This window comes from Blastocatellia bacterium, assembly GCA_035275065.1.
In the GTDB taxonomy this organism is placed as follows: Bacteria; Acidobacteriota; Blastocatellia; order UBA7656; family UBA7656; genus DATENM01.
Genome location: DATENM010000001.1, coordinates 79,753 through 106,508, shown reverse-complemented (window position 1 = coordinate 106,508; position 26,756 = coordinate 79,753). Strand labels below are relative to the sequence as shown.

Annotated in this window: 24 protein-coding genes and 1 tRNA gene; 17 read left to right on the top strand and 8 right to left on the bottom strand. The window is 60.9% G+C overall.

Translation table 11 applies throughout. The annotated features are described in order from the left end of the window. Positions 1-127 precede the first annotated feature (127 nt). Complete coding sequence (locus tag VJ464_00480; protein HKQ03576.1) at positions 128-2,167, bottom strand: protein kinase; 2,040 nt, start codon at positions 2,165-2,167, stop codon at positions 128-130. A 241-nt stretch (positions 2,168-2,408) separates the two neighbouring features. Between VJ464_00480 and VJ464_00475 the strand changes: the two genes are divergently transcribed. The 3 genes from VJ464_00475 (at position 2,409) to VJ464_00465 (ending at position 4,496) form a co-directional block, all read left to right on the top strand. Further along, on the top strand, positions 2,409-3,335 hold the full coding sequence (locus VJ464_00475) for a hypothetical protein (GenBank protein ID HKQ03575.1): 927 nt from the start codon (positions 2,409-2,411) through the stop codon (positions 3,333-3,335). Between the two features lie 282 nt (positions 3,336-3,617). Continuing rightward, on the top strand, positions 3,618-4,106 hold the full coding sequence (locus VJ464_00470) for a hypothetical protein (protein HKQ03574.1): 489 nt from the start codon (positions 3,618-3,620) through the stop codon (positions 4,104-4,106). Positions 4,107-4,262: 156 nt separating this feature from the next. Further along, a complete protein-coding gene (locus tag VJ464_00465) occupies positions 4,263-4,496 on the top strand; it encodes a hypothetical protein (protein HKQ03573.1) in 234 nt (77 codons plus the stop codon). A gap of 126 nt (positions 4,497-4,622) precedes the next feature. On the opposite strand, the gene VJ464_00460 is transcribed toward VJ464_00465, so the two are convergent. Continuing rightward, positions 4,623-5,222, bottom strand: a complete 600-nt coding sequence (locus VJ464_00460) for a tyrosine-protein phosphatase (protein HKQ03572.1) — start codon at positions 5,220-5,222, stop codon at positions 4,623-4,625. Positions 5,223-5,785: 563 nt separating this feature from the next. On the opposite strand from VJ464_00460, the gene VJ464_00455 reads away from it, so the two are divergent. The 5 genes from VJ464_00455 to VJ464_00435 are packed head-to-tail and all read left to right on the top strand — an operon-like array spanning position 5,786 to position 9,480. Further along, positions 5,786-6,211: a hypothetical protein gene (locus tag VJ464_00455; protein ID HKQ03571.1), complete on the top strand. Its 426-nt coding sequence runs from the start codon at positions 5,786-5,788 to the stop codon at positions 6,209-6,211. Between the two features lie 40 nt (positions 6,212-6,251). Continuing rightward, a complete protein-coding gene (locus tag VJ464_00450) occupies positions 6,252-6,776 on the top strand; it encodes a prepilin-type N-terminal cleavage/methylation domain-containing protein (protein ID HKQ03570.1) in 525 nt (174 codons plus the stop codon). A 7-nt stretch (positions 6,777-6,783) separates the two neighbouring features. Then, positions 6,784-7,677, top strand: a complete 894-nt coding sequence (locus VJ464_00445; GenBank protein ID HKQ03569.1) for a prepilin-type N-terminal cleavage/methylation domain-containing protein — start codon at positions 6,784-6,786, stop codon at positions 7,675-7,677. Positions 7,678-7,704: 27 nt separating this feature from the next. Further along, positions 7,705-8,205, top strand: coding sequence for a PilX N-terminal domain-containing pilus assembly protein (locus tag VJ464_00440; GenBank protein HKQ03568.1), 501 nt, complete (start codon positions 7,705-7,707; stop codon positions 8,203-8,205). Beyond that, entirely contained in the window at positions 8,206-9,480 is a 1,275-nt protein-coding gene (locus tag VJ464_00435) for a hypothetical protein (protein ID HKQ03567.1), read from the top strand. A 26-nt stretch (positions 9,481-9,506) separates the two neighbouring features. Here VJ464_00435 and VJ464_00430 read toward each other — a convergent pair whose 3' ends face one another. From VJ464_00430 to lepB, 4 genes are all read right to left on the bottom strand, one after another. Next, positions 9,507-11,567, bottom strand: a complete 2,061-nt coding sequence (locus tag VJ464_00430) for a S9 family peptidase (GenBank protein HKQ03566.1) — start codon at positions 11,565-11,567, stop codon at positions 9,507-9,509. A gap of 143 nt (positions 11,568-11,710) precedes the next feature. Further along, positions 11,711-12,883, bottom strand: coding sequence for a glutamine-hydrolyzing carbamoyl-phosphate synthase small subunit (gene carA / locus VJ464_00425; GenBank protein HKQ03565.1), 1,173 nt, complete (start codon positions 12,881-12,883; stop codon positions 11,711-11,713). A 121-nt stretch (positions 12,884-13,004) separates the two neighbouring features. Further along, positions 13,005-14,264 (bottom strand): tetratricopeptide repeat protein, encoded by a 1,260-nt coding sequence (locus VJ464_00420; protein ID HKQ03564.1) that lies wholly within the window; start codon positions 14,262-14,264, stop codon positions 13,005-13,007. A 221-nt stretch (positions 14,265-14,485) separates the two neighbouring features. Beyond that, positions 14,486-15,142: a signal peptidase I gene (gene lepB / locus VJ464_00415; protein HKQ03563.1), complete on the bottom strand. Its 657-nt coding sequence runs from the start codon at positions 15,140-15,142 to the stop codon at positions 14,486-14,488. Between the two features lie 640 nt (positions 15,143-15,782). Here lepB and VJ464_00410 point away from each other — a divergent pair. The 4 genes from VJ464_00410 to VJ464_00395 all read left to right on the top strand — a co-directional run bounded on the left by VJ464_00410 (position 15,783) and on the right by VJ464_00395 (position 19,749). Next, positions 15,783-16,022: a helix-turn-helix transcriptional regulator gene (locus VJ464_00410; GenBank protein ID HKQ03562.1), complete on the top strand. Its 240-nt coding sequence runs from the start codon at positions 15,783-15,785 to the stop codon at positions 16,020-16,022. A 52-nt stretch (positions 16,023-16,074) separates the two neighbouring features. Then, complete coding sequence (locus VJ464_00405) at positions 16,075-16,380, top strand: hypothetical protein (GenBank protein ID HKQ03561.1); 306 nt, start codon at positions 16,075-16,077, stop codon at positions 16,378-16,380. 219 nt (positions 16,381-16,599) lie between these two features. Next, positions 16,600-17,364: a lysophospholipid acyltransferase family protein gene (locus VJ464_00400; protein ID HKQ03560.1), complete on the top strand. Its 765-nt coding sequence runs from the start codon at positions 16,600-16,602 to the stop codon at positions 17,362-17,364. A gap of 369 nt (positions 17,365-17,733) precedes the next feature. Next, positions 17,734-19,749, top strand: a complete 2,016-nt coding sequence (locus VJ464_00395) for an HD domain-containing phosphohydrolase (GenBank protein ID HKQ03559.1) — start codon at positions 17,734-17,736, stop codon at positions 19,747-19,749. Between the two features lie 109 nt (positions 19,750-19,858). On the opposite strand, the gene lpxA is transcribed toward VJ464_00395, so the two are convergent. Next, positions 19,859-20,626 (bottom strand): acyl-ACP--UDP-N-acetylglucosamine O-acyltransferase, encoded by a 768-nt coding sequence (lpxA, locus tag VJ464_00390; GenBank protein ID HKQ03558.1) that lies wholly within the window; start codon positions 20,624-20,626, stop codon positions 19,859-19,861. A gap of 203 nt (positions 20,627-20,829) precedes the next feature. On the opposite strand from lpxA, the gene VJ464_00385 reads away from it, so the two are divergent. The 5 genes from VJ464_00385 (at position 20,830) to VJ464_00365 (ending at position 25,389) form a co-directional block, all read left to right on the top strand. Further along, complete coding sequence (locus VJ464_00385) at positions 20,830-21,939, top strand: hypothetical protein (GenBank protein ID HKQ03557.1); 1,110 nt, start codon at positions 20,830-20,832, stop codon at positions 21,937-21,939. 295 nt (positions 21,940-22,234) lie between these two features. After that, positions 22,235-23,431 (top strand): PilT/PilU family type 4a pilus ATPase, encoded by a 1,197-nt coding sequence (locus VJ464_00380; protein HKQ03556.1) that lies wholly within the window; start codon positions 22,235-22,237, stop codon positions 23,429-23,431. Positions 23,432-23,465: 34 nt separating this feature from the next. Further along, positions 23,466-24,134 carry a hypothetical protein gene (locus VJ464_00375; GenBank protein ID HKQ03555.1) on the top strand — a complete coding sequence of 223 codons (669 nt, stop codon included), beginning with the start codon at positions 23,466-23,468 and terminating at the stop codon, positions 24,132-24,134. 100 nt (positions 24,135-24,234) lie between these two features. Further along, positions 24,235-24,308, top strand: a tRNA-Arg gene (locus VJ464_00370). Between the two features lie 148 nt (positions 24,309-24,456). Then, the gene (locus VJ464_00365) at positions 24,457-25,389 is read left to right on the top strand and encodes a hypothetical protein (protein HKQ03554.1); all 933 of its coding nucleotides are present in this window, start codon (positions 24,457-24,459) and stop codon (positions 25,387-25,389) included. Positions 25,390-25,496: 107 nt separating this feature from the next. Here VJ464_00365 and VJ464_00360 read toward each other — a convergent pair whose 3' ends face one another. Next, on the bottom strand, positions 25,497-26,747 hold the full coding sequence (locus tag VJ464_00360) for a sialidase family protein (GenBank protein ID HKQ03553.1): 1,251 nt from the start codon (positions 26,745-26,747) through the stop codon (positions 25,497-25,499). Positions 26,748-26,756 lie beyond the last annotated feature (9 nt).

Below are 26,756 nucleotides of genomic sequence, written 5' to 3'. Positions count from 1 at the left end.
GGGTCGGTTTATTCATCAAGCCCCGTAGGGGCGCAATGTCAACATTGCGCCCCTACGGGGCTTGTTTCTTTTTCATGCCTGTAACTATAAACATCGCGTCCCTACGGGACTGTGAACGGCTTCCTTCCTACAGGTCCTTCTCGCTGGTGATCAGCCAGCGGTTGCCGCGCTTCTCTAACCATAAGCCGGAGCGCGCCGAGCCGTTGAAGTGACGGCCATCGGCTTCGATGAAATCGTAGGCTTTAGTGTAAGTCACGACCACCCGCCCGCCCGTTTCGTCCGCTTTGATCTGCACATCGTTCAACTGCATGTCGAGCGTCGCAAAGCGCCCAAACGCCCGCGCCTTGTCAGCGCGCACGTCGGCGCGGCTGACGTTGCTGCGTTTGTAATAGGTGTCGAGGCTGTCGGCGTAGTGTTCAATGTAGCCGTCGAGATCGTGACGGCCCATCGCTTCCACCCAGCCGTTTAACGCTTCCATCACTTCGTTGCGAATGGTCGAGTTAGCCGGCGCGGCGCTTGCGCCTTCGGCGGCCTTGAGCAGCGCGACGTTGGCGCGGTCGTTCGCCGTCAAGTCCGCGTCACTATAATCGCTGCGCGGGCGATACCAGGTGCGCGTCGAAAAATAGCGCTGCAAATCGGGCGCCTCGAAGATGCGACCGTGGCGCGCATAAACCATATTGCGCAGCAAGCGCAGGTCGCTGTCGGCAATCCCCGCAAGCTCATTCTTGTCGAGCAACTCGTTGTTCAGCAGCTTGCTTTCGGCTTTGCCTTTGGCGTCGGTCGCCGGCGGGTTGGCTATCTCAGGGCGGTTGGCGTTCGTCGGCACAGGCGTCGCGATGATCGGCGGGATGGCGTTCGGCCCCGGATTCACCGCCGGGGCTGGCCCGGGCACAGGCTTGCGCGCCACGAAGACGACGTAAGCGATGACGCCAAGGGCGATCAGCATCACCACGCTGACAATGCCGGCGACGAGCATGCCTGTGCGCGAGGGCGCGGCGGGCAAGGGCGGCGGCGTGGTGGGCCGCGCCGGCGGCGGCGGCGCCGTGCCGTACGCGTCCTGATACGGCGCGGTGGCCGCGGGCGGGTAGACCATCTGAGTTGCCTGCGCGGCGTTCGACACCAGGGTTGCCGGCGATATTGGGCGAGTCAGATTGTTGGTCATCGCCGCTTGCAGCTCGCGGGCAAAAGCGGTGGCGTCGGCTTGCCGCAGGTTGCGGTCTTTGGCGAGCGCTCGCCCGATCACCGCTTCGACCGCCGCCGGAACGTTGAGTTGATGAGGCAGCGGCGGCGGCAGGTCCATCAGGTGTTTCGCCACAACGCCGGTTGGCGTGCTGGCCACGAAGGGCGGCGTGCCCGCCAGCATCTCGTAGAGCATCGCGCCGAGACTGTAGACGTCCGAGCGCACGTCGAGCGGCTCGGCGCGGCACTGCTCAGGCGACATATAGTAGGGCGTGCCCATAACCATGCCGGCTTGCGTCAGCGTCGCGTTGCCGCTCATGTCGCGCAGCTTGGCAATGCCGAAGTCGAGCACTTTGGCGGTTTCATGCTCGCCGTGCGCGCCGGGCGGCAGGACGATAATGTTGTCAGGCTTGATGTCGCGGTGGATGACTTCGTGGCGATGCGCCGCGCCGACGCCGTTGCAGATTTCGCGGATCAAAGCGACGGCGCGTTCGGGCGCGAGCCGCTGCTGCTGCTCAAGCAGTTCGCGCAGCGAGTAGCCTTCGACCATCTCCATGACGATGAAGGCCGGCGCTTCCGGCGTGTGGCCTTCGCCGTAATCGTAAATCGCCACGACATTCGGATGGTGCAGCATCGCGGCGGCGCGGGCTTCGCGGCGAAAGCGTTCGAGCGTCGCCTCGTCTTTGACAAACTGCGCGTGCATCACCTTGACGGCCACTTCGTCGCCGATGCGCAGCCGCGTCGCGCGGTAGACCGCACCCATGCCGCCTTCGCCGAGCCGCGCCGTGATCTTATACTTGTCTTCCAGCGTGCAGCCGATCAGCGGGTCGGCAGCCGCGCCCGCCGCCATTGGCGCGACCGGGATCACCTGTGTCGCCGCTTCCGAAACCGCCTTGTCCGAGGTTTCGGGGCGCACGAGCGAAGAGCCGCAGCCCGTGCAGAAGCGCGCGTTGTCGGCAAGCGTCGCCTGACAGTATGGACAGATCATCGAAGTTCCCTCTGCGTTCGCCGCCATCGTAACGATTCGCTCTCGCCCCTGTAAAGCGAAATCGCCGCGCCGCCCGCCATCCGGTGGCACGGCCGGTCAATACGCGCCGTCGTTGCGCTTCAGTTCAAAATGGCGCGTTCTTGATTGCAAGTTGAGATGATCGGCATAGAATGGCATCAGGCTTGTATGCAATAGTGCGATCAGCCAGCGACGTTACTTGAGCGAAGGAGGAGCAACCAGCATGAAACGACGAGCGATTATGATAGCCGTTTGTCTCTCGCTCATCCTCTCCGTGAGCTTTACGGCTACAATGCAGGACAAAAAGAAGGAGCCGATGAGCGGCACCCCTGTGCTATGGCAAGACCCCGGCGACCTGAGCACCCGCGACCTCATCAATGGACCGGGCGGCCAGGAGATGAAGCCTGACCTCAGCCACGTCACCTTCATCGAAGAGCAGACGGGCGGCTACTCAAAGAAGTACCGCGTGCAGGACGGCGCGGGCCGCGTCTGGGTCGCCAAGCTCGACAAAGAGGCGCAGCCCGAAACCGCCGCCACGCGATTGATGTGGGCCGTCGGCTACCCGACGGAGATCACTTACCTGGTGCCTGAGGTGACCATCGAAGGCAAAGGGATATACAAGAATGTGCGCTTCGAAGCTCGTCCCAAAGGCGTCAAACGGCTGGAAAACTGGCGCTGGGCGGACAACCCCTTCGCCGGTACGCGCGAATATCAGGGCCTGAAAGTGATGATGGTGTTGATCGATAATTGGGACATCAAAGACGAGAACAATCGCATTATCCACGTGAAAAATGCCGACGGCAGCGAAGAGTTGCGCTACATCATCAGCGACCTCGGAGGAACGTTCGGCAAGACCGGCGGCGTCTTTTCGCGCTCGCGCAACGAGCCGGAAGATTACGCCAAAGCGAAATTCATCAAAGGCGTCAAGCGGGGACGAGTCGAGTTTAACTACAACGGCAAGCGCGGCGACCTCTTCAGAGATATCACGGTCGAGCAGGCGCGCTGGGTCGGCGGACTGCTGTCGCGGTTGAGCGATCAGCAGATCAGCGATGCTTTCCGCGCCGCTAACTATAGCGCGGAAGAGATTCAACTGCTGACGCAAGCCTTCAAGAGCCGCGTCAACGAATTGATGTCGTTGCCACAGCAATAATCCGCTACCTGCGCGGAAGGCAAAAGGCAAAGGCTTGCCTTCCAATATGGTTTCGGTACAACCGGGCTTGCCCGTTGTATGAAACGGAGACGTGACGCCGCAGTCGCTGCAAGAGATTGGCCTGGCGACTGTGGCTGATGACCGCGCAAATTCTTGCATCTGCGCCGCTCTACCTGACCTGTAAATCACCTTACATTCACAACTCGCCGGCGACTCGCTGGTATGCGCGTTGCTCTATAAAACGTCTGTCAATAACATCCAGTGGGTTGGGAGGATCAACGTATGGCGAGTCTTGTGACAGGGTTATTTCGCTCGCGCGCTGACGCCGAGCGGGGAGTTGAAGATTTAATGCATTATGGCTGGTCGCGCGACGACATCAGCCTGTTGATGAGCGACGCAACACGCGGGCGCGAGTTCGGGTTGGCAATGGCGACTAAAGCGCCCGAAGGCGTAGCGACCGGAGCGACGATTGGCGGTGTGCTCGGCGCCATCGCCGCAGGGTTGGTCGCGCTCGGCGTCATCGCTGTGCCGGGGATCGGGCTGGTCGCTGCCGGGCCGATTGTCGCGACGCTGGCGGGTTTGGGCGCAGGTGCGGCAGCCGGCGGCTTGACCGGCGCGCTCATCGGGATGGGCCTGCCCGAGCATGAAGCCAAGTTTTATAACGAAGAGATTGAGCGCGGCAGCATCCTGGTCGGCGTCTACACGCACGACGACCGCGCCGACCAAGCGCGCAAGATTCTCGAAGCCGCCGGCGCCGAGAAAGTAAAGTAGCTTTTATCACGCAACGGTTTTCGATAACGAGCCGAGGAGAGGGTGACTCGAAAACCACTGCACCAGCCGGGAGAGCCGGACAGGTGACGCGCGTTCGTTGGAGATCGAATTCATGGCGCGTCGGTTCGCGCTCTCCCGCATCATTTTTGAGGAGCCATGAGCAGAAACAATCCCAACATCGAAGACCCGGCAGGAGGCGGCGGCGCTACCAACCCGGACGTTGATTCGCCGCCGGCAGACCCGATTGACGAGCCGCTGCCGCTGCCGCCGGATGCTGACCCGCAATCGCCGCCACGGATTCCGCCCGATCAGCCCGGCTTGCCCGAAGGCGAGCCCGAGCCGCAGCCGATTGGCGACCCCGCGCCGAGCGAGCCGACGCGGCTGGTGTGAGGAAGAAAGATCAGGGGCTAGAGATCAGAGGCCATGAAAGGGAAAGGGCCGCTTCACATGAAGCGGCCCTTTCCCTTTCACAGGAGGAGTGATCTGGGCGATGGAGGAACGGTTGTTGTCGCCGGACTACTTGTTCAAAACTTGAACCTGACCCACCTGAACCTTCTTCCAGTAATCCTCGACATAATCTTTCATCGCGCCGTGGCCCCAGCGAGTGTAGAAGTCATAGTTTTTCATCTCGCTGTAGGTGCGGTCGTAATCCCAGCCATAAAGCGTCATGCGGTAGACCGCGCCCGCCACGCCCGTGCGGTGACGTCCGCCGGCGCAGTGGACATAGAACGCGCCCGTCGCCGGGTCGGCGGCCAGCTTCAAGAACTGCTGAATCTGCTCTTCTTTGGGATAGTGCGTGTCGCTCATCGGGATGTTGACATAATGCAGCCCGAGCCCTTCGGCGACGCTTTTTTCGTAGCCGGTCGGATCGTCGCGCAGGTCAATGATCGTTTTGATGCCGAGCGCCGCGAGGTCTTTGATATCTTCGGCTTTCGGCTGCGCGCCGCGATAAAAGCGCTCGTCCATCTGGCCGAAGTTCTTGATACGAATCTTGGAAAACTTGTCTTGCTGGTCAGAGCGCGCGCTGGCTATGGCGGTGATCGAGAGGGTGAATGCCAGCGCAAGCGTGATCGTTTGCAAACGTCTTGACATGAATTGGCGAGTTGTCTGCTTCATCCTTTGTCTCCTCTACCCTGCAATTCGTTACTTCTAAGGGGCGCGTCTTACGGATTCGCCCCGCGCCGATCAGGTTGCTACCCCATTCCAGCCCCGTCGGCTCGTTGTTATTAGGATGATTTTATTATACCACCGGCGGCCCGTCATGCACCTTGTGAAATTGTTGCGCGCCGATCCAGGGCGCTGCCGAGGCGGCCATAAGCATCAATCATTCTGCTCAACCATGTCAGTCACTCTGATGTTGATTCTCTGGCCTATGCCGACGGACCCTGCGCATCCCATCCCGGCAGGGACGCCGGCATGCCGGGATTGGGTAATCAAACCGTTGATTTCAAGCGAATAGCCGCGACGGTGTCGCCGTGGCCCTGGGTTTGCGATAGCACGCGTGGCGACCTGAAGTGGACGGTGCCATTCTCTAGCGGTCGAGCAAGCTGTCTCCAGCCGTCTCCGAGACGCCGAGAAAACGACATAAGGTGTTTATTTCTATGTTCAGTGTTGTAGCTATCTCTCTGTCTAAGCATAATCGCCAAAGGAGCCGCGGCGGTGAAGCCGGTTTCGGAGTAATGGAACTTACCATCGTCGTGGCGATCATTGCCCTCCTTGCCACCACCTCGCTGATTATCTTCGGCAAGTCGCGGGCGCGTTACCAGTTGCGTCAGCAGGCGCAGAACATCGCCTGGCAGATCGAGCGGGCGCGGATGCTCGCGGTCAAGGACTGTCAAACCTTGACGCTCGGCTGCACCGCGAACAACACGGTCTTTGGGCTGACATGCAGCACCTGTGACGGCGCCAAGAGCGAGCTGCCCGCCTATACGATTCCCGGCACCGTGACGCTGTCGGCTTATCCGACCATCACCATCAAAGGCAATGGCACGCTGCAAGCCACCAGCGGCGGCACGGCGCTTACCAGCTTGACGCTCAGCGACGGTCAGGGCCGTCAGGTGATACTGATGCTGAGCAACGCGGGCCGGGTCACGATCAGTGAGTGATATTTACAGTGGATGAGCTCGGCGCAGCAAAGGGGATGTGATGATGACAAGCACCAGACGACCGACCCCCTGCCGCTCTAAGGAAGCCGGCGTTTCGTTGATTGAGCTGTTAATCAGCATGAGCGTCCTCGCCGTGGTGGTCGGGGCGCTGGCTCAGGGTCTGACGCTCGGCGTCCGCATGAACACCGACAGCAAGGCGGGCGTCTCCAGCCTCAATCTCTGCAAGCGTGTCCTCGAAAAAGTAAAAAGCCAGGTGCAATACTCGCAGGCGAGTTTCGACGCGGCGACGACGAATAACAACTTCAATAGGGCCTTCTACACAGACGCCGATGGCATAGAGATCACCGACAACTCGGCGGGCAATTTCAAGGTGACGACGGCGGTAAGCGATTGGACAGACAGCGGCGGCACCAGCCTGAGCGCCACCGACGCCAATGGGGTTTCGCACGTCATGGTCAAGGTGCTGACCGTCACCGTGCATACCCAGCAGAACGCCGCCAGCAACTCTAACAACACGTCGCGCGATGTGGTCTTCAGCGTCGAGATGGTTCGTCCGGCGTCCTAGGAGGAGTATGAGAGAGCCGACGGAAGCGGGATTCTCCTTAGTCGAATTGATGGTGGCCATCGGCCTTCTGCTGGCGGTGCTGGGCGCGACGCTGTGGTTCTTCTCAAAGGGCCAGACGGTCTATAGCGACGAGCGCGCCACCCTCGATATGGCGCAGGACTTGCGCACGGCATTCGACCGCTTCACCGACGAAGTGCGCATGGCGGGCGCCGGCCTGCCGGGCTATCACGGCGTCGTGAGCGGCTCGGTCGACACGTTGATCGTGCGCGGCGACTTCAACAACACGACAACGACGATCACTTCGCTCGGGGCCAACACCGGCGGCATCTTCTCTGTAGGCACGACCAGCGGGTTCGCCATCGGCCAGACGGTCTCCTTGCTCAATTCCGTCTCCGGCGCTTGCGCCCTCGCTAAAATCACCGCGGTCGGCGCGGTTGCCAATACCATCGCCGTTGACTCCAGCGACCTCCTGCCGATCACTTCCGGCGCCGACATCAGCAACTTTGGCCCCGGCACGATCATCAGCGTGATCGAGCGCCGGACTTATAAGGTCATCACCGCTCAGAATGATTCGCGTTATGGAGCCGTCACCCGCACGACCGCTTACGAAGACACACAGTCCGCCGGCTCGATCATCTCGGCTGAAGAAGTGATTGCCCGTAACGTGCTGACCACGAGCGGGACGGTCGGGTTAACCTTTACCTACCTGGATGCGATTGATGACCCCGTCGCCTTTGATCCCGCGAGCGGCTTGATTGATTCGACCAGAGTGGCCAAGGTGCAGATTGATCTGCAAGCGCGCACTCAGGGGCAGGATTTAGAGAGCGGCAAGTATAGAACGTTGAAGCTTATCGCACTGATACAGGTACGCGGCCAGTACATCCCGGCAGTGGGATTCTAACAGCGGCTCGCGGAAGGAGGACGGATCATGAATAACCAGCCACAGACCGAGCGCAAGAACGAGCGGGGCGTCGCCCTGGTGACCTGTCTTCTGCTGACCCTATTGCTGTCGTTGCTGACGGCGGCCATGTTAATGGCTTCGACGACCGACGTGTTAATCAGCGGCAACGATATACGGACGAATCAGGCATTCTACGTTGCCGAATCCGGCGTCCATCGCGCCGCCGGCTGGTTCACCTCGAAATTCGGTGCTGATCCGAACACCGGCCTCTACGTCCTGCCGGCGCAATACGCGTCGAACACGGCGGGCGCCGCCGGAAAGCTCAGCTACACCAACACGCCCTTCTTTCAGAGCGCCGCCGGCGCGACTTCGGCTGAGCAAACCATTCCGACGTCGGTCAAGGTGTTGAACAGCAACGTTCTGAAAAATGTCGTCCTTGCCGGCGACAGCAGCAACACCTACCCGGCGAGCTACAGCTTGAGTGCCAATGATTCGTCGGGGGCGCCAACGACCTTCAGCTATACCTAGGTGGTCAATGACTTCGCCGGCAAGCTCTACAATCAGACGGAAGGGCAAGGCCGCTTTTCGATTAAAGCCATCCTGGTTTCAATCGTCCCGCCTAGCAGCTTGAAACCTGGAAGCGTCACCTGGCTGATTCAGTCCACCGGCACGATCAACCGCGGCAACACCACGATAGCCAGCGCCACGCTCTGGGCTTACATCTCGGCAACGGCGACGCCGATCACCCAGACGGTCAGCACGAGCGCCGTCACGCAACAGGCGGACGCCGGCCCCGGCCTCGTTGCCAGAGGCATGATCGACATGAGCGGCGGAGGCCGCATTGATAGCTATCGCTCGTCGTTGGGGCCTTACGGCGGCTCGCTGTCGGCGAACACCTATCCCGGTCAGATTGGCCGATCCAATATCGGCTCCAGAGGTGATCTGCGCACCAACAACGAATTCATCAACAATCAATGGGGCTACATCGATGTGAGCACAGGCACCATCACCGGCCAGGCCTATGCGACGCTCCAATCGCCTTACCTGCTTCAGCCCTCCGGTTTTCTGGCAATAGACATTGATCTGACGGGGAACAAGGTCAAGGACGGTCACGGAAGCTCTTTTTCACTGAGCAGTGAGCATTTCGGAGAATCGCCCTTAATCTTCAACGATGTGCCTCCGCCTCCCGCGCCATCGGGAACCACCGATTATACCTGGAGCAAGAATCAGGCGGGCACGCTGCCTGCGGGCAGTTATGATGACATCACCGTCACTCATGGGTCGCTGACGATCCCGCCCGGCAACTATGGGACGATCACCACATCGGGGCCTGCGACCATTTATCTAGGGACGCCGGGGCAAACGACGGTTTATAACCTGCAATCGCTCAGCACCGCCGCCTCAAGCAATATCGTCTTCAAAGGGCCTGTGACCTTCAACATCGCCGGCAGCTCGACGATGAGTGCCAGCAGCGGTCTACAAGACCCGAATCTGAAGCCGACAGACATTCACTGGAACTTTACCGGCGGCCCCAGTCAGACAGTAACGCTCAGCGGCAACGCCAATACCTATGGCATCTTCTACGCGCCGCACAGCCAGTTGAACATCAGCGGCAGCGGCGATTTTTATGGCTCTTTTGTTGGCCAGAGCGTCAGGATCAGCGGCAGCGGCGCCGTCCACATCGACGAAGATGCCGCGAGCGGCGTCCTCACCACGGTGGTCGCGGCGACCACCTCGACCAACATCATCGGTTATAGCGCGACCAATTTCAGCCTTTGGCGAATCACCCAGGCGATCAACTAGCCAGCGCGGTCGGCATAGGACATCCTTCACTGTCGTATGCCGACCTGCGAGAGCATGAAGGCGTAATCGAAGGCGGTGTCGCGCAACGCGTCGTAACGGCCCGACGCGCCGCCGTGGCCGCCGCCGCCGAGCTTGATGCGGAAGAGCAGCGGGTTGTTGTCGGTCTTCATCGCCCGCAGCCGCGCCACATATTTCGCCGGCTCCCAGTACATCACCTGCGAATCGTTCAGCGACGTGCGCACAAGGATCGCCGGATAGCGCTTCGCTTCGATGTTGTCATAGGGCGAATAGCTCCGCATGTAATCGTATTCGGCTTTGACCTTCGGGTTGCCCCACTCCTCGAACTCGCCGACCGTCAGCGGCAAAGACTCATCGAGCATGGTGTTCATCACGTCAACGAAGGGGACGTAGACGACTGCCGCCTTGAACAGCTCCGGGCGCATGTTCAAGACCGCGCCCATCAGCAAGCCGCCGGCGCTGCCGCCGGTGATAATCAAGCGGTCGCTTGAGGTGTACTTCTCGGCGATCAAATGCTCCGCCGCCGCGATGAAGTCGGTGAAGGTGTTCCGCTTCATCATCATCTTGCCCTGGTCATGCCAGACTTCGCCCATCTCGCCGCCGCCGCGGATGTGCGCGATGGCGTAGATGAAGCCGCGATCCAAAAGGCTGAGGCGCGGGATCGAAAAATTGATGTCCAACGAGATGGCATACGCGCCATAGCCTTGCAGCAGCAGCGGGCGCTGGCCATCGCGCTGCAAGCCTTTCTTGTAGACCAGCGACACAGGGATGCGCGTGCCGTCCGCTGCCCGCGCATAGACGCGCTCGGCCTGGTACTGCGCCGGGTCAAAGCCGCCCAGCACTTCCGTGCGCTTGCGTAAAACGCGCTGGCGCGTCTTCATGTCGTAATCGTAAACCGATGCCGGCGTCGTGAACGACACGTAGTTGAAGCGAAACGTGCTGGTGTCGTACTCAGGCCCGGCGGCGGGGAAGGCCGCGTAGACCGCTTCCGGCATATCGATGACGTGCGACTCGTTGGTGTTGAACTCGTTGACGCGCAACTGCGGCAGGCCGTCGCGGCGCTCGTAAGCGACATAGTAATCCTTAAAGAAATCCATGCCGGCGAGCAACACTTCGGGGCGGTGCGCGATGACTTCGCGCCAGTTCTTCTTCCGCGGATCATTGATGGGCGCGGCGACCAGGCGGAAATTCTTCGCGCCTTCGTTGGTGCGAATGTAGAACGAATCGCCGTGATGGTCGGCGTAGTAACGATGCTCCGGCTCGCGCGGCAGCAGCAACCGCGGCGCGTCGTCGGGGCGGTCGGCGGCGATAGCGCGGACTTCCGTAGACTTGTAGCTGCCGCTGGTCACGAAGATGAATGCTTTGCTGCGCGACCGCGCCGCGTCGAGGTCGAACAGCTCGTCTTTCTCTTCGTAGATCATCTCGGCGCTCGCGCCGAGGCGCTGGCGGTAGAGCTGAAAGGAGCGCTTGGTCGTCGCGTCTTCGACCGTGTAGAAGAGCGTGCGATTGTCGCGCGCCCAGTTGAGCGAGGTGACGCGCTCGGCGGTGTCGGCCATCAACTGGCCGGTGCGCAGGTCTTTGACCTGTAGCTTGAACTGGCGGAAGCCCGTGGTGTCTATCGAGTAAGCCAGCAGGTTGCCGTCGTCGCTCACCGCGGCCGGGCCGAGCCCGAGGAACTTCAAGCCCTTCGCCAGCTCGTTGAGGTCGAGATAGACCTCTTCTTTCGCGTCGAGGCCGCCGCGCTTGCGGCAGAGTATGGGATATTGCTTACCCTGCTCGGTGCGCGAGTAATAAAAATAATCGCCGTTCTTGTAAGGCACACCCGCGTCGGTCTCCTTGATGCGCTCGACGAACTCTTTGTAGAGCGCCTCTTGAAACCCCTCGGTCGGCTTCATCACGGCGTCGGTGTAAGCGTTTTCGGCTTCAAGGTGAGCCAGCACTTCAGGATTATTCTTCTCCCGCATCCAGGCATAATCGTCAAAGAGCGTGTCGCCGTGGATGGTCGTGGTCTTTGGTGACTTCCTGGCCACGGGCGGTTTGACGGAGTGGTTCTCTTGCGCAGTGGTCATCAGCGTATTTCCCATAGAGAACAGAGTCAGAAAGATTAAGCCGGCCACCCATCTTTTCATATCTCTTCCGCTTGCCATGACAATCAGTCTGGCGCGCGTCGAACGCGGCGCAAATCTCGCGCGTGATCATTTGAGATATCGCCTCAGCCGCGCGCGCGATGGCTTTCCATCATGCGCACGAAGCGGTCGAACAGGTGCGCCGGGTCGTGCGGGCCGGGGCCGGCCTCCGGGTGGTACTGCACTGAATAGACCGACCATTCGCGGTGGCGCAAACCTTCGACGGTGTTGTCGTTGAGGTTGATATGCGTCACTTCGCAGTCTGCCGGCAGCGTGTCTGCATCAACGGCGAAGCCATGATTCTGCGCCGTGATCTCGACGCGCCCCGTCGCCAAATCCTTCACCGGCTGGTTGCCGCCGTGATGCCCAAAGGGCAGTTTGTAAGTACGGCCACCGACGGCCAGGCCGAGCAATTGGTGACCCAGACAGATGCCGAAGATGGGGTAGCGCCCAAGCAGCTTGCGCAGGTTGGCGATCACGCCGGTGAGCGGCTCAGGATCACCCGGCCCGTTCGATAGCCAGATGCCGTCGGGCTTTAACGCCATGACGTCTTCGGCGGAGGTGTGCGCCGGCACCACGGTTACGCGGCAGCCGAGCGCCGCCATATTGCGCAGGCTGTTGTACTTCAAACCGAAGTCGTAAGCGACGACGTGAAAGCGCGGCGCCATCGCCAGCGGTCCCGGCGCGACCTGCTCGTCGGGCTTGACCTGTGGATGCAACAGACGCGGCGAGCCGTAAGCCGACGCCTGGTCATCCGTCCAAACGTAAGATTCCTTACAGGTCACCACCGAGGCGAGATCGAGGCCGACCATCTCCGGGGCGCGGCGGGCACGCTCGACCGCCGCCTGCTCGCCGGTCTCGTCGGTTGACAGACAGCCGCGCATCGAGCCGCGCTCGCGGATGTGGCGGACGAGGGCGCGCGTGTCAATGTCAGAGATGCCGGGAATGCCGGCTTGCTCCAGATAGTCGTCGAGCGACAGGTCAGCCCGCCAGTTCGAGACCGTGCGCGACAACTCGCGCACGACGAAGCCTTCGGCAAAGACGCGGCGGGCTTCGATGTCCTGATGGTTGACGCCATAGTTGCCGATCAGCGGGTAAGTCATGGTGACGATCTGGCCGCAGTATGAAGGGTCTGTGAGAATCTCTTGATAGCCGGTCATCGCCGTGTTGAACACGACCTCGCCGGTCACCGCCAGGCGCGCCCCGAAGCCGCGCCCGCGCCACACTCTTCCGTCTTCAAGCGCGAGTATTGCTTCCAATGCTCCCTCTCTCGAATCGTTAATCGGCAGCCGCTCAGTCGCCCAAGTGGGTCTGCATGCGGCGGGCGGCTGTTGCGGACTTAACGCAAACTTTTATTATCCATAACCGCGCGCCTTACCGCTACCGGTCGGCGGCGAGCGAGCGCAGAAAGGCTTCGGCGTCGCTCACCCAGCGTTTTTCGGTGCGGTACTTATAAGCCGGCGCGGTGCGCGCCGCTTCGATGCAGGCGCGCATCTCGGCGGCGGCTTCTTCCGAGCGACCGAGCTGCGCCAGCACGAGCCCGTAGCGGTAATGGCCCTCGGCGTCCGAAGGCCGGCGGGCCAGGAAGCGCTCGAAGGCGGCGGCGGCGTCTACGGTCTGCCCGGCCTCGAAATAGGTGCGCCCGACCTCGCGCCAGACCTCGCTCTGACTGTGGTCCTGGTTACGCTGAACGACGGCGTCGAAATGCTGGATGGCTTCGCTGAAACGGCCCTCCTCGCGGCTGATGCGGCCAAGCTGGTAGTGCGCGTCGGTTTCGTTCTGATCGATCTCGACGGCGCGGCTGAAACTGCGGCGCGCTTCGTCGAGCTGGCCGCGCTGTTGATAGATCAGCCCGAGGTTGTAATGCGCCGAGGCGTCAGCCGGATTGAGCGTGGCGATTTCGAGGTGGCGCTTGAAGTCTTCGCGGGCGCGCTGCTGGCCGATCAGGTCGCCGAAGAAATTCCTGAGCAGCAGGATGAACATGATCAGCAGGAAGGGCGAGCTTAGCAATCGCAGCAGCGCGCCCGGAACGACGATCAGCACGGCAAACGAGCATGCGCCGATGGCCGTTGCGCCGATGGCCTGGCCGGCGCTCAACCGCAAAGCCGCGTACAGCGCGAAGACCATCAGGAAAAGAAAGTAGGGCACCGGCGCGTATTGCAAGACGGTTCCGGCTATCTGCCGGTACTCAGCGCCCGGCTGATAGATCAGCGCCGCCGGAATGGTCATCAGCAGGTTCGCCGCCGCCCAGGCGTAAAGCGCGCAACTGACCAGCGGCGCGTACTCCTGCCGCAGTCGCACGCTGAAACTGGCGCGACGGTCAAGCAGGTTGGCCGCGAGTATGCACGCCGGCGTGAAGACGACGATGAGGAAGAAGATCGGCGAGGCGCTTGCCGCAAGGCGGCTCAGGCAGCGGACGAAGAGAAAGATAATCGGCGCCACCATTCCCGGCTGGCTCGGGCGGGCGTTCATTGCGGTGAAGCTGCGCAAGAGGTCGCGGCTCAGAATATCACGGTAAAGAAACGTCGCGAGCAGCGCCAACAGTGCGCCGAAGATGTAAGGCGCCGCCGCCGCGATTTCCGCCATGCCGCGCGACGGGTTGTAGAGCAAGGTCAGAAGCGGTTTGAGTCTAAGACGCATCAGTAATCAGGAGGCAGGAGGCCGGAGGCAGGAGGCAGTTTGCCAAGCTCCGTTAGGAGCGCGATGTTTATAGTCATCGAGTCGGCTTGTGCTTCAAGCTCGGTAGGAGCGGCATCTAGACATTGCGCCCCTACGGGGCTTGGTTCTTGTTTATCCCCGGTGACTATAAACATGGCGTCCCTACGGGACTGAAAACTGCTTCCTGCTTCCTGCCTCCTCCTTCACTGCTGTTCCGGGTCGTAGTCGGCGGTCGAATCGAGCGATCCCATGCGCTGCAAAGGCCAGTAGCGGAACATGGCTTTGCCGTAAATATATTTTTCCGGCACCAGACCCCACGAGCGGCTGTCATTCGACATGTCGCGGTTATCGCCCATGACGAAGTAATAATGCTGCTTGATGTTCTTCCAATCCTCGCGCACGCTGGCCCAGCGATTGCGCGCCATCTGGTTGCGCTCCGGGGCGAGATAGGATTCATCGAGCGGCACGCCGTTGATCGTCACGCGACCGAGCGCGTCCATATCGATGCGTTCGCCCGGCAATCCGATGATGCGCTTGATGAACGATTTGCTCGGGTCGTCCGGGAACCAGAAGACGATGATGTCGCCGCGCTGGATGGCCTCGAAGTTGTACTTGAACTTGTTGACGAAGATGCGCTCTTCGTTTTCAAGGCGCGGCTGCATCGAGGTGCCTTCGACTTTGACGGGCTGGACGACGAAGACGACGATCAGCACCGCCATCACCGCCGCGAAGATGATGTCGCGGGTGATCGATTTAATCTCTGACCACAGGCCCGCCGAGGTCACGGGCTCTTCGGGCAGAATGACTTCGATGTCGGTATCGTCTTCGGGAGCAATGCCGGGATAGATGCTTGGCTTCATAGGCGTAGAGAGAAACGTTGCTGAGCTTCAAAAAGATTCAAAATAAAGGTTACGTTCAGGCTTCCGGCTTTGTCAATGGGCCGGTAGTGGGGTAATCCTCTGCTGATATACATGCCAGCTTCCGCCCGTCAACACATGTCAGCGAAAGAAAAAGCGGCGAGTTATTACACCCGCCGCTAAACTCGCTACCTATCTTTTCGGCTTCTGCCTCTGAGATGGAGCGTGATGCTCACCCCAAGAAGAAGAAGCTCAACTATGCGAAGGGCTAGTTCTAGCTCTAGCATAGCGCCTCCTTTCTTGGAGGTATTGCCATAAGTAGTGGCGTGCTTACCCTACGCCCGCGCCAAAGGAATGTCAATCACACAGGGGACGGGCTTTACGGCTTTCCCCACAAGTCCTCAAGGGCTTTAAAATAGACTGAGCAGATACGCTCGATTTCCTCATCAGTGGTTCTGTCTTTGAAGACCACTTTAAGGATGATGATAAGCAATTGCTCTGGTGTGACCTCTATTGGCCTTTGCCCGTTGCTTTCAAATGGCTTATCCGTCGGCCCCATATTGATCCACAGCATACTACAGGAAGGGCTAATTGTCACTTATTTCCTGTAGACGCATTTCCTGCATTCGGCTGAAATGAATGAATCAAACGCAAGGGGAAGCCAACCATTAAAGAGCGGTTCGGCGCGGCAGTCAGGAAACGACGGCACGAGCTTGGCATCTCACAGGAAAAGCTCGCGGAGCGTTCGGGGCTGCATCGCACCTACGTTGCCGACATTGAGCGCGGCATTAGGAATGTCTCGATTGAGAATGTCGAGAAGTTGGCGTGCGCTTTGGAGATTAGTATTTCAGCCCTGTTTGCCGGGTACAACGTGGACAGCTAGGGCTTTTGTAATTCTACACGCTCAACAACACGCATTTCAGACGCTACCCGAGATGGAGGCGCACGAAAAGTACGAGCGGCTAGAGCGCGAAGCCCGCTCGAAACGACAAGCCGAGCTTGCTCGCCTGGCAAGGGTCACGATGGATCAAGCCATCCAGACCGCAACCAATCAACAGGGCGGAAAAGTTCTGGAATGCACGCTCGTCGGCGAACACTGGGAGGCGCCCGACAAGCTGGGGAAAGACGGCGTGATTTTTTATCACGTCGTCGTGTTATCCGGCGACCAGGCGAGCCCGACGGTGACGCATTACTGGGTCAACGCCCTTGACGGAAACATCTTCAAGACCGAGAAAGAGTAGCGCCACTGAAGCGCCGGCACGCCACCATCCGAGCGCCGGCACCGCCGCGCAGTCGTCAACTTCTGCGCCACTGCGGTGCCGGCCATGTCTCCCGCCAGACTTCGATGCGCGCATTAACCTGAACCTCCCGCTGACCGGTCGTTTCAACGACGCCGTAAACGAACTTCGACCAACCGTTGAATTGACAGCCATAGATGCCGCCGCATAGAGTCTGAACCGATGATGCAGACCGACCAGCGCGCGGGTATCGAAGACGCTTCCGTGGAAGCGTTGCGCCGCCACGTCTACGGGCAATCGTCGCTTAACCACTTCAACTGGCGCGAGCGGATCGTCATCCGCGCCGCCGACCTCTTCTTCTTCATCCTGATTCGAGTGATTTGTTCGACGGTGCGCTGGGAGGCGCATGGCGCCGAGCATCTCACGGCCATTCACGCGAGCGGCCACCGGGCGATCTTCACTTCGTGGCATGCGTGCATCTTTGGCGCGACATGGTTCTGGCGCGGGCGCGGCATCGTCGTGATGTCGAGCCGCAGCCGCGATGCCGAATATACAGGGCGCTTCATCAAGCGCTTCGGCTACGGCACGGCGCGCGGCTCGGCGACGCGCGGCGGCCAGCGGGCGCTCTCGGAGATGGCCGCATGCCTGCTCAACGGCATGGACGCCGGCTTCACGATTGACGGCCCGCGCGGCCCGGCCTACCTTGCCAAGCCCGGAGCCGTGACCCTGGCGCGTCACACGGGCCAGGCCATCCTGCCTTTTCATGTCGCGCTAAGGCGCTACTGGGAGCTGCCCAGTTGGGATCGCCTGCAAATTCCCAGACCATTCACACGCGCCGCCGTCTTTGTCGCCGCGCCGATCTATGTGGCGCGTCACGCCCGCAAAGCCGAGACCGAAGTCCAGCAAGCCGCCTTGCAAGCGACCCTCGAACGCTTACGCCTTCAAGGCGAAGCCTGGCGCTGTGGTGAAAGCAACAGACAGAAGTAGCTTGCCGATTCTCTTTTTTGTCAAATTGACGAAAGCGCGTCGGGCAAGCTGACCGAAGGCAGCGCCTTTCCGCATCCGCCGAGGCGAATTAATGTTGTAAAACTTACAGATCGTTTTTTGTCTATGCGCGGCGCGCGGCTTGCAGTAAAATACCTTGCGACAATCGGAGACACGCGCTTTAACATTGCCGCTCCCCAAAGATTTAAGAAAAAAAATCAGCACAGGCGGCCGCTGAAAGCGGCCCGCCGACGAATAAAGTGCTGACCGGTTCGAGCGCCCCTGCCTCACAGAGAATAGAGGCTGTAATAACGCTCTCGCAGCGACCTGTTCGGTGCCGAAATTCTATGTGTGGGCCCCAGAGGGTGAGTGATGACAAAAGAGAGAAAGCTTTATATTTATCAAAACGCCGTGACGGTCGTCGGGCTGACGTTATGGGTGATGGCGCTGGCGCGGGTGGCCTGGGCTTATTCGCTGCGCGAGCAGATCACCATCCTGGCGCTGACGCCGGTCACGGTCGTCGTCGGCTTCTTCTCGCATCACGTCCATTTGCCCATTGGCAAGCGCTTCACGCGTGAGAAGGTTACGGTAACGTTGTCGGACGCCGTCGTGCTGCTGATCGCTTGCTGGGGCGGCGTCTTCCCGGCGGTGCTGGTGTCGGGGATCGAAGGCTTCACGTCGGTGGTGCGGACGCGGCGGCGGTGGTCGAGCTATCTCTTCTCGTCGGCCATTATGTCGGCGGGCGCAGGCATTAGCGCCGCCGCGCTCAACGCCGTCTTGCACTACGGCTTTCAGGAACCGAGTGGCGATGGGAAGTATCCGCTCCCAGCCGTCACCGTCGCCATTCTCGTCGGCAGCTTCGTACAGGTCGTCACCAACATCATCCTGCTATCAACGCTCATCGCCTTGCGCCACGGCCTGCCGGTCTTCGACCACCTGAAAGGCTTTCTCCGCGCGGCGCCGCTGTTTCTGCCGATCAGCGCCGCCAGCAGTGTGATGTACATCGCTTTTCAGCACAACCCGCTGGTCACCGCAGTCATCGGCGCGCCGGTGCTGCTATCGATCTATTTCAGCCACCATCAATACCAGGACGGCGTGCGCAAGCGCGTGGCGGTGATGGAAAATGCGCACCGCCAGACGATTGAAGCGCTGGCCGTCGCCATCAACGCCAAGGACGCCGTCACTCACGAGCATGTCATGCGCGTGCAGGTCTACGCCGCGGGCGTCGCCCGCCTGCTCGGCTGTAGCGAGATGGAAGTCGAAGCCTTGCGCGCGGGGGCGTTGCTGCACGACATCGGCAAGATCGCCGTGCCCGATTACATCCTCAACAAGCCGGGTAAGCTGACCGCCGCCGAGTTCGAAAAGATGAAACTGCACACGACGGCGGGGGCACAGATTCTCAGCCGCGTCGAGTTTCCTTATCCCATCGTGCCGGTCGTCCGCCACCACCACGAGCGTTGGGACGGCAAGGGTTACCCCGACGGCTTGAAAGAAGAAGAGATTCCGCTGACGGCGCGCATTCTCTCGGTGGTTGATTGCTTCGACGCGGTGCGCGAAGACCGCCAGTATCGCAAGGGGCTGACGCGCGACGAGGCCATCCAGTTGATTATGGAAGGCAGCGGCACGCAGTACGACCCGCGCATCGTCGGCACTTTTATTGCGCACCTGCCGGAGTTCGAGGCCGAAATCCAGGCGGCGCGCGACAAGCCGCTGCCGACGTTTGGCATCGAGGCGACGGAAAAATTATCTGAAGCCGCCCTTCAGGTGCCGCCCGCCGCCGGGTTTGCCGAAGAGAAGAAAGAAGAGGCGGCGGGCGTCGGCCACGACGAGGTGAAGGCGCTCTGTGATCTGGCGCAAGTCGTTATCCAGGCGCGCGGCTATGAAGCGATGCTGGCGGCGTTCACCGAAAAACTGCGGACGGTGGTGCCTTATGACACCTGCGCCCTCACCCTGATTGCGCCGGAAACCGGCGAGCCTCGCGTCGTCTACGCGGCGGGCGCGCACGGGGCCTTGCTTGAGGGGCGGCGCATCGGCATGGGCGAAGGCGTTACCGGCTGGGTGCTGGCGAATCGCAAAGCCTTTGCCAACACCGACCCGAAACTCGATTTGCCGTCATCGCTGGCGGAGAGGTTCAGCGAGTATCGCACGCTGGCGGCCTTCCCTGTGCTGCGCGACAAGCAGCGCTTCGGCGTGGTGACGCTCTATTCGTCTCGGCTGACGGTCTACACGACGGATCAGCAACGTTTGCTCGAAGAAGCGGCGGCGCTGCTCGGCGCCGCCCTGTCGTCGAGCGGCGAGGCGGCGCTGCCGGAGATGCAGCAAGCGCCGCGCGAGATGGCCATCGCGCCGCTACAGGTCGCCGTGGTCGAGTCCGAGCTTAAGCATTAGAGCGGTATTCAATCAGGTGTGGCGCAATCTGTTAGATTACGCACGGACTCGCGCAATCTAACAGATTGCGCCACAAGGCAAGGCAATCCGCTATAGGCCAGCGTCTGTATCATTCATGACAAAACCCGCGCTTTGAGCCGCGCACGAACTGAATCAGCTCATTGACGTTGGCGTCGTTCATCTGACCCAACTGCTGCAAGGCTGCGTCGAGCGGCAAGCCGGCGCGCAGCAGCAAGCGATACGCTTCCTTGAGCGCCCGCAGCTCGCTTGCCGTGAAGCCGGCGCGGCGCAATCCAACGACGTTCAACCCGCAGGCCCGCCCCGGCACGCCATCCGTGGTCACAAACGGCAGGCAGTCCTGAACGATCTTCGCGTTGCCGCCAATCATCGCCAGCCGCCCCAGCCGGCAGAATTGATGCACGACGACACCGCCTGAAATGAAGACCCGGTCGCTGATCTCCAGGTGACCGGCGAGCGCGACATTGTTGGCGAGGATGACGCGCTCGCCCAGGCGGCAATTGTGCGCAACGTGCGCGTAAGCCATCAGGTAGCAATCCGAGCCGATCACCGTCGCCGACCCCGGCTGCGTGCCGCGATGAATCGTCACGCCTTCGCGTATCGCACAGCGGTCGCCGACGCGCACATGGCTTTCGCAGCCCGTGAAGGAGAGGTCTTGCGGCTCGCCGCCGATGATGGCGCCCTCATAAATCACATTGTCGCGGCCAAGCGTCGTGAAGCGCTTTACGCAGGCGTGAGCGCGAATCTCTGTGCCGGCGCCAATCGTCGTGTCGCTTTCGATAATGGCGTAGGGACCGACTGTGACATCAGCGCCGAGTTGCGCGCCGTCGTGGATGATCGCTGTCGGGTGAATCTTCATGGCGACAGCGTACTATACGGACGGCGGCGGCGAGAATCAATGCGCGCCGCGCAAGCGTCCGCCCGCGTTGAGAGATTTGCTTTGCGCGGCGGCAGACTGTTACATTGCCTCTGTCAGCCAATTTCGTTCAGTCAAATCATTCATTACAGAAGCTCGTCGAATTCTCCCGGTTAACTGGTTTCTTATCAAAGGAGGAGACTGCGATGTCAAGAGATGTGCGAACCGTTTTATCGATTGTTTTGACCGCTGTGCTGCTGACCGTCGCCGCGCTGCCGGCGCTCGGGCAGACGCGGCGGCCAACGGCGCGCCCTGCGCCGGCGGCCAAGCCGTTGCCGCCGCCGCCCGCGCCCGCCACGCCTTACGATCAAGGCTATGCGCGCGGCTACGATGCCGGCTTCAAGGCGGGCCAGGACGATTACGGTCGCGGCACGCCGCGCGACCTGCGCAACAACCAGGTATTTCAGAATCGTGAGCAGAATTACGATCCGAAACTCGCCGACTCTGAAGAGTACCGGCAGGCTTACACGCTCGGCGTCGAATTCGGCTATATGGACGGCTACTATGGGCGCTCGCGCAACCCTGTGTCGCCGACGAACGGTGCGGTGCTGGCCAAGGCGGCGGCGCTCGCGGCAGCGCAGCGGGCGCGCCGCGAGGGACAGCGCGATGAGAACCGGCGCGATGACCAGGCGCGCAACGAGCCGCGCCGTGATGACCCGCGCCGTGACGAGCCGCGCCGTGACGAGCCGCGCCGTGACGACTCGCGCCGTGACGCCCGCCCTAGCGTGCCGCTCGACATTCCAGCGGGCACGCAGCTCAACCTGCGGCTGACTTCGCGGATTGACTCGAAGCAGAATCGGCCGGGCGACCGCTTCACCGCCGAAGTCACGACGCCGGGCGCGTACGAAGGCGCGATTGTCGAAGGCCACATTGATAAGCTCAATCCGTCGGGCAAAGTGAGCGGGCGCACAGAGCTGGCGCTGGCCTTTGATTCGATTCGGCTGCGTGACCGCGGTGCCGATTTGACGGCGAGCCTGGAAAAGATCATCGAATCCGAGACCGTCAAAGAAGTGGACGAGGAAGGTAACGTCAAGACCGGCAGCCGCACCAAAGAGTCGCAGACGCGCGGCGCGATTGGTGGCGCGGCAGGCGCGATCATTGGCGGCATCGCCGGCGGCGTCAAAGGCGCGGTCTTGGGCGCAATCATCGGCGGCGCCGCAGGCGTCGGCACCGTCTACATCGAAGGCAACAAACAACTGATCCTCGACCCCGGAACCGAGATGGTCATTCGCACAGAGCGCAGCCGCGCCCGTTAGAAAGGCAAAAGTAAAAAGGCAAAAGGTCGGCAGGGGAATGAATAGATAGGATCGGGTGCTTTCGTCGGTGCCTCTTCTTATCTATTGATCCGGCTCCGCACTTTTGCCTTTTGCCTTTTTACTTTTGCCTTTTGCCTTCTGAAATAAGTATTGCCCTTTAAATCCGCCTGACGTATCTTGTCGATGCTGCTGCGGCGGCTGCCCTCGCTGTCCCAATGCCTGCCCCTTTGCCGGTTCCAGACCCCACGCGACCTTCGCATACTTTCGCTCGTAGAGCGCATCCCTGGAGTCAAGAATGAGTTTCTTCGACCTCACGCCGATCCTCGAAAAAATGCTCGCGGCGGCGGAAAACATCTCCGACTTGAACTTCTCCGTAGGCCGCCCGCCGCAGGTCGAAATTAACGGCAAGCTTACGCCCGTCGAGATCAAAGGGCTGCGCAGCCTGGCGGCTTATCACACAGAGATCATTGCCATGGCGTTGCTCGAAGGCAACACCGACGCCGCGCGCCGATTGATCCAGACCGGCTCGACCGATATCAGTTACGCCATACCGGGCAAGGTGCGGTTCCGCGTCAATATCTTTAAGCAGCGCGGCTCGGTCTGCATCGTCATGCGGGTTATTCCGACGAGTGTGCCGACAGTTGAAAGCCTCGGCCTGCCAACCGCGCTCAGCGATATTTCACACTTGAAGAACGGCATCGTGCTGCTGACCGGGCCAACAGGGTCGGGCAAATCTTCGACGCTCGCCGCGATCATCGATAAGATCAACCAGGAATACAGCTATCATATCGTCACTATCGAAGACCCGATTGAGTTTTTGCATTCACACAAGAAATCAACGATCAACCAGCGCGAGCTGGGCACCGACACGCCGTCGTTTGCGCTCGGATTGCGCGCCGCGCTCAGGCAAGCGCCAAAGGTCATCCTGGTCGGCGAGATGCGCGACATGGAGACCACCGAGATCGCCCTCGAAGCGTCCGAGACCGGCCACCTGGTGTTATCCACCTTACACACGACCGATGCCTCGAAGACCGTCAACCGCATCATCGGCATCTACCCGAAGAGCGAAGAGCATGTCATCCGCACGCGGTTGGCGAATTCGTTCCGCTACATCGTCTCGCAGCGCCTGCTGCCGCGCGCCGATGGCAGCGGGCGGATTGCGGCAGTCGAGATGTTGAAAGGGACGCCGCGCACCCGCGAGTACATCGAGCAGGGCGAGACCGAAGGCAAGACTCTGCTTGAGGCCATGAACGATGGCGAGCTTGAAGGCATGCAGCACTTCGATCAGGTGATCGAGCGCATGATCCGCAATGGCACGGTGACTCAAGAGGACGGCCTGGCGTTTGCGACCAATCCCTCGAACCTGCTGCTGCGATTGTCGGGACTTGGCACCAGCGACGACATGCTCAGCCGGCGCGAGGAGCGCAACTACGTGCCGCGCTCGGCGGAATCTTTCGCCCGCCAGCGCATGGCCAACCTGGTGGAAAGGTAAAGCGACGATGATAGCCAACTGTCCGCAATGCGCGATGAGTTTGACGTTTGATGACGAGCGGCTGCCGACCGAATCGTTCAATGTGTTGTGCCCGCGCTGCCGCCAGTCGGTGACGATTGTGCCGCCGCCAAAAGAAGAGCCGCGCCTGCCGGGCACGACCGGGCTGCTTGAGCCGCAGGTCATGGCGACCGAGCCCGACCCGCTGCGCCAGCTCGTCGAGCTGTTGACGAGCGGCATCAAGCAGGCGCAGCAGCCACAGGCGGATACCAAGTGGCAGCGCCGCCGCGTCCTGTTCTGTGTCGAGGACCCGGCGATCAGAGAGAAGCTGCGCCTGTCGCTCGACTCCTCGCATTACGAAGTCTTCTCCGCGGATTTCGCGCCCGAAGCCATCGAAATCTTCCACGAGTCGCGCGCCGAAGTCATCGTTCTCAGTCCGCTCTTTGATAACGAGCACCAGGGCGGCGGCGCGATGATGCAGTACGTCAGCACGCTGACGCCGCAGGTGCGTCGCCGCACTTATGTCGTGCTGATGTCGCCGCAACTGCGCACGCTCGACACCTATCTGGCATTCGCTAATGGCGTGAATCTGACGATACACCCGGAAGACGCCGGATCGTTCCAGGCGATCTTCGAGCGCAGCGTCCGCGACTTTAACGAGCTATACCGCCCACACAATCAGGCCAGCTCTATCGCGCCGTTCTAACGGGTGATCTTGAGCAACCGCTGTCATACTGGCCACGTCGCGCCTTGCTGCGTGGTTTGACACTGCCGAAGGCTTGGCGTTAATCTCTCATCAAGTCAATGCGCCCGTAGCTCAATTGGATAGAGCGCCAGACTTCGGATCTGGAGGTCGCAGGTTCGAGCCCTGCCGGGCGCGTTTTTCTTCTTTCTTCTGCTGTAGATAAACTCACATCGTCATTGGCCACATGCCTCGCGTCAGTCGTTGCGCGGTTCTGTTAGAATAAAGGTAGAGGATTGTTTGAACCAACGAAGCGGCGCGGAAGCCGCGGAAGCGAGGTAGAAGTATGTGCAGCAAAAACCAATTCGCCGCCGCGCTCACGGCGGTCGTTTTCATCCTCACGCCCATTCTCGCGGTCAGGGCGGCTGATGGCACCGAGCACACCATCGTCGTCACCGCGCACCCCCACAATGACAAGATGCGCAGGGAAGCCGCAAAGCTGCGCGCCGAGGATTTCCTGGTGCGCGAAGAGAGGGCCGCGCAGAAGATCGTCTCGGTCAAATCCGCAGCCGAAGCGCCGCCCATCATCGCCGTGCTTATTCAAGACGACCTCGTCGGCAGCGTCAATAATGAGCTGGACGGACTGCGGCGGTTCATTCGACAACTGCCCGAAGGCTCGCGGGTGATGGTTGGCTATATCACCGCCGGCGCGATGCGCGTGACCCAGGACTTTACCACCGACCGCGCCCGCGCCGCCGATTCGTTGCGCATCCTGCGCAGCAGCAGCGACGCCGCGCCGTTCAACCCTTACGTCGAGCTGCTCGAAGGCTTGCGCCGATTCGACAGCCAACCTGCCGGGCGGCGGCTGGTGCTGATGGTCACGGACGGGCTGGATTCGTCGCGTGGGGTGGAAGCGGCCAGCGCCTTACGGTCGCCTGACCTGGAGCGCGCCATTCGCGAGGCGCAGCGGCGCGGCGTTGCGGTCTTCTCGTTCTACGCGCCGTCGGTCGGCCTGACCAGCTTCAGCCGCCTTGAAGCCAATTACGGGCAGAGCTCACTCAACCGCCTGGCTGACGAAACCGGCGGCGAAGCCTTCTACTCAGGCTTCATCTTCGTTTCTTTCGACCCATACTTCAAAGAGCTGAACGACCTTCTCGGTTTGCAATGGGTCATCACTTACCGCAGCGACACGCCCGGCAACAGCTTCCGCCGCGTTGATGTCAGCGCCGAAGCGGACGTGCATCTGCATCACCCGCAGGGCTACAGCCCGAAGAAGTAGGCAGTAAGCAGTAGGCAGTTAGAAAACAGTGAAGGCAGCGAGTCGTGATTAAGGATAATCGACTCGCTGCCTTCTGCATTTGTAGGGATGTCTTGACTGCCTACTGCTCAAATCGCTGCGAGGATCAGTTGCTCGCTAGAGAACCGGCGACCGTTCGACGAGCGGCTGTAGAACAACAAGCCTTCATCGTTACAGCCCTGAACGTGCGAGGCATCAATCCAGACGATGTGCAGCGTGCCCTCGCTGTCAACCGCCATCGAGGCGCTGTGAGCGCGCCCGCAGCGGTTGTCGGCGTTCGAGACCTGAACCGCGTCCGCGAACGTCACGCCGGCGTCTTCAGACTTCGCCAGGTAAACCTGCATATGGTTCGGCGCTTCGTTTTGATAAGAGACATAGACGACGTTGTTATAGGCCAGCGCCAGCGGCTTGCTGATCGAAGCGCCGGGCCCCGTGGTCAACTGTAACGGCTCGGAAAACGTCTGGCCGTTATCCGTCGAGCGCGAATAGAAGGCGTGCTTGGCGTCGCCGACCGCCTGCACCCAGACGACGCTCAACCGGCCTGTGCCGTCCGCCGTGATGTGCGCTTCGGTGGCATTGCCGTCGCCGCGGGAAACTTTTTTGGGAGCCGAAAAGGTCACGCCATTGTCGGTCGAGCGCGAAAACAGAATGACGCTCGCGCCGGCGCCCGCGTCTTCCCAGGCGACGTTGATGGCGTCGCCCTGTGTCATCGCGACTTCAGGCTCGAAGGCGCCATTCGAATCGCCGGAGAGCGTCAGCGGCGCGGAAAAAGTCTCGCCCTGATCGGTCGAGCGCATGAAGCGGACATGCCTGACGCCGCCGGTCGTGTCGCCATAGACGAGGTTCAGGTTGCCGCTTGCGTCCATCGCCAGACGCGGCGAGAAACCGCCGCCATCGCCCTCTGTTAGAATCTGCGGCTTGCGAAACTTGGTCTTCTTCTTGGTGCGCAGCAAGTAGGCTTCATAGGTGCCGGTCGATTCGTCGTGATAGGCGATGTAGACGCGCAGCGGCCCATCTTTAGAGACCACCAGCGACGGGCCGAAGGCTTCGCCGCGCGAGTTGGACAGGTTGCGCGTCTGCGGCAGGTTGTCCCAAGTGGTGCCGCCGTCTTTCGATTGCGTGAAGAATATCTGGCTGTGCGGGCGATGCTCGCTGGCCGGCGCCGTCGCTACAGACATGGCCAGGTAGAGATGATCGTTGCCGTCAATCTGTAGGGACGGGAAGCGCGTCGCGCCGAAGAACATCGGCGACTGCGCGCTCGTCCGCCGCGGCGCGACGCCGGCAGACGCCAGCACCAAAAGGATGGCGAAGAAAATTACGAATACCGCTTTCCTGTTCATAACCTCACC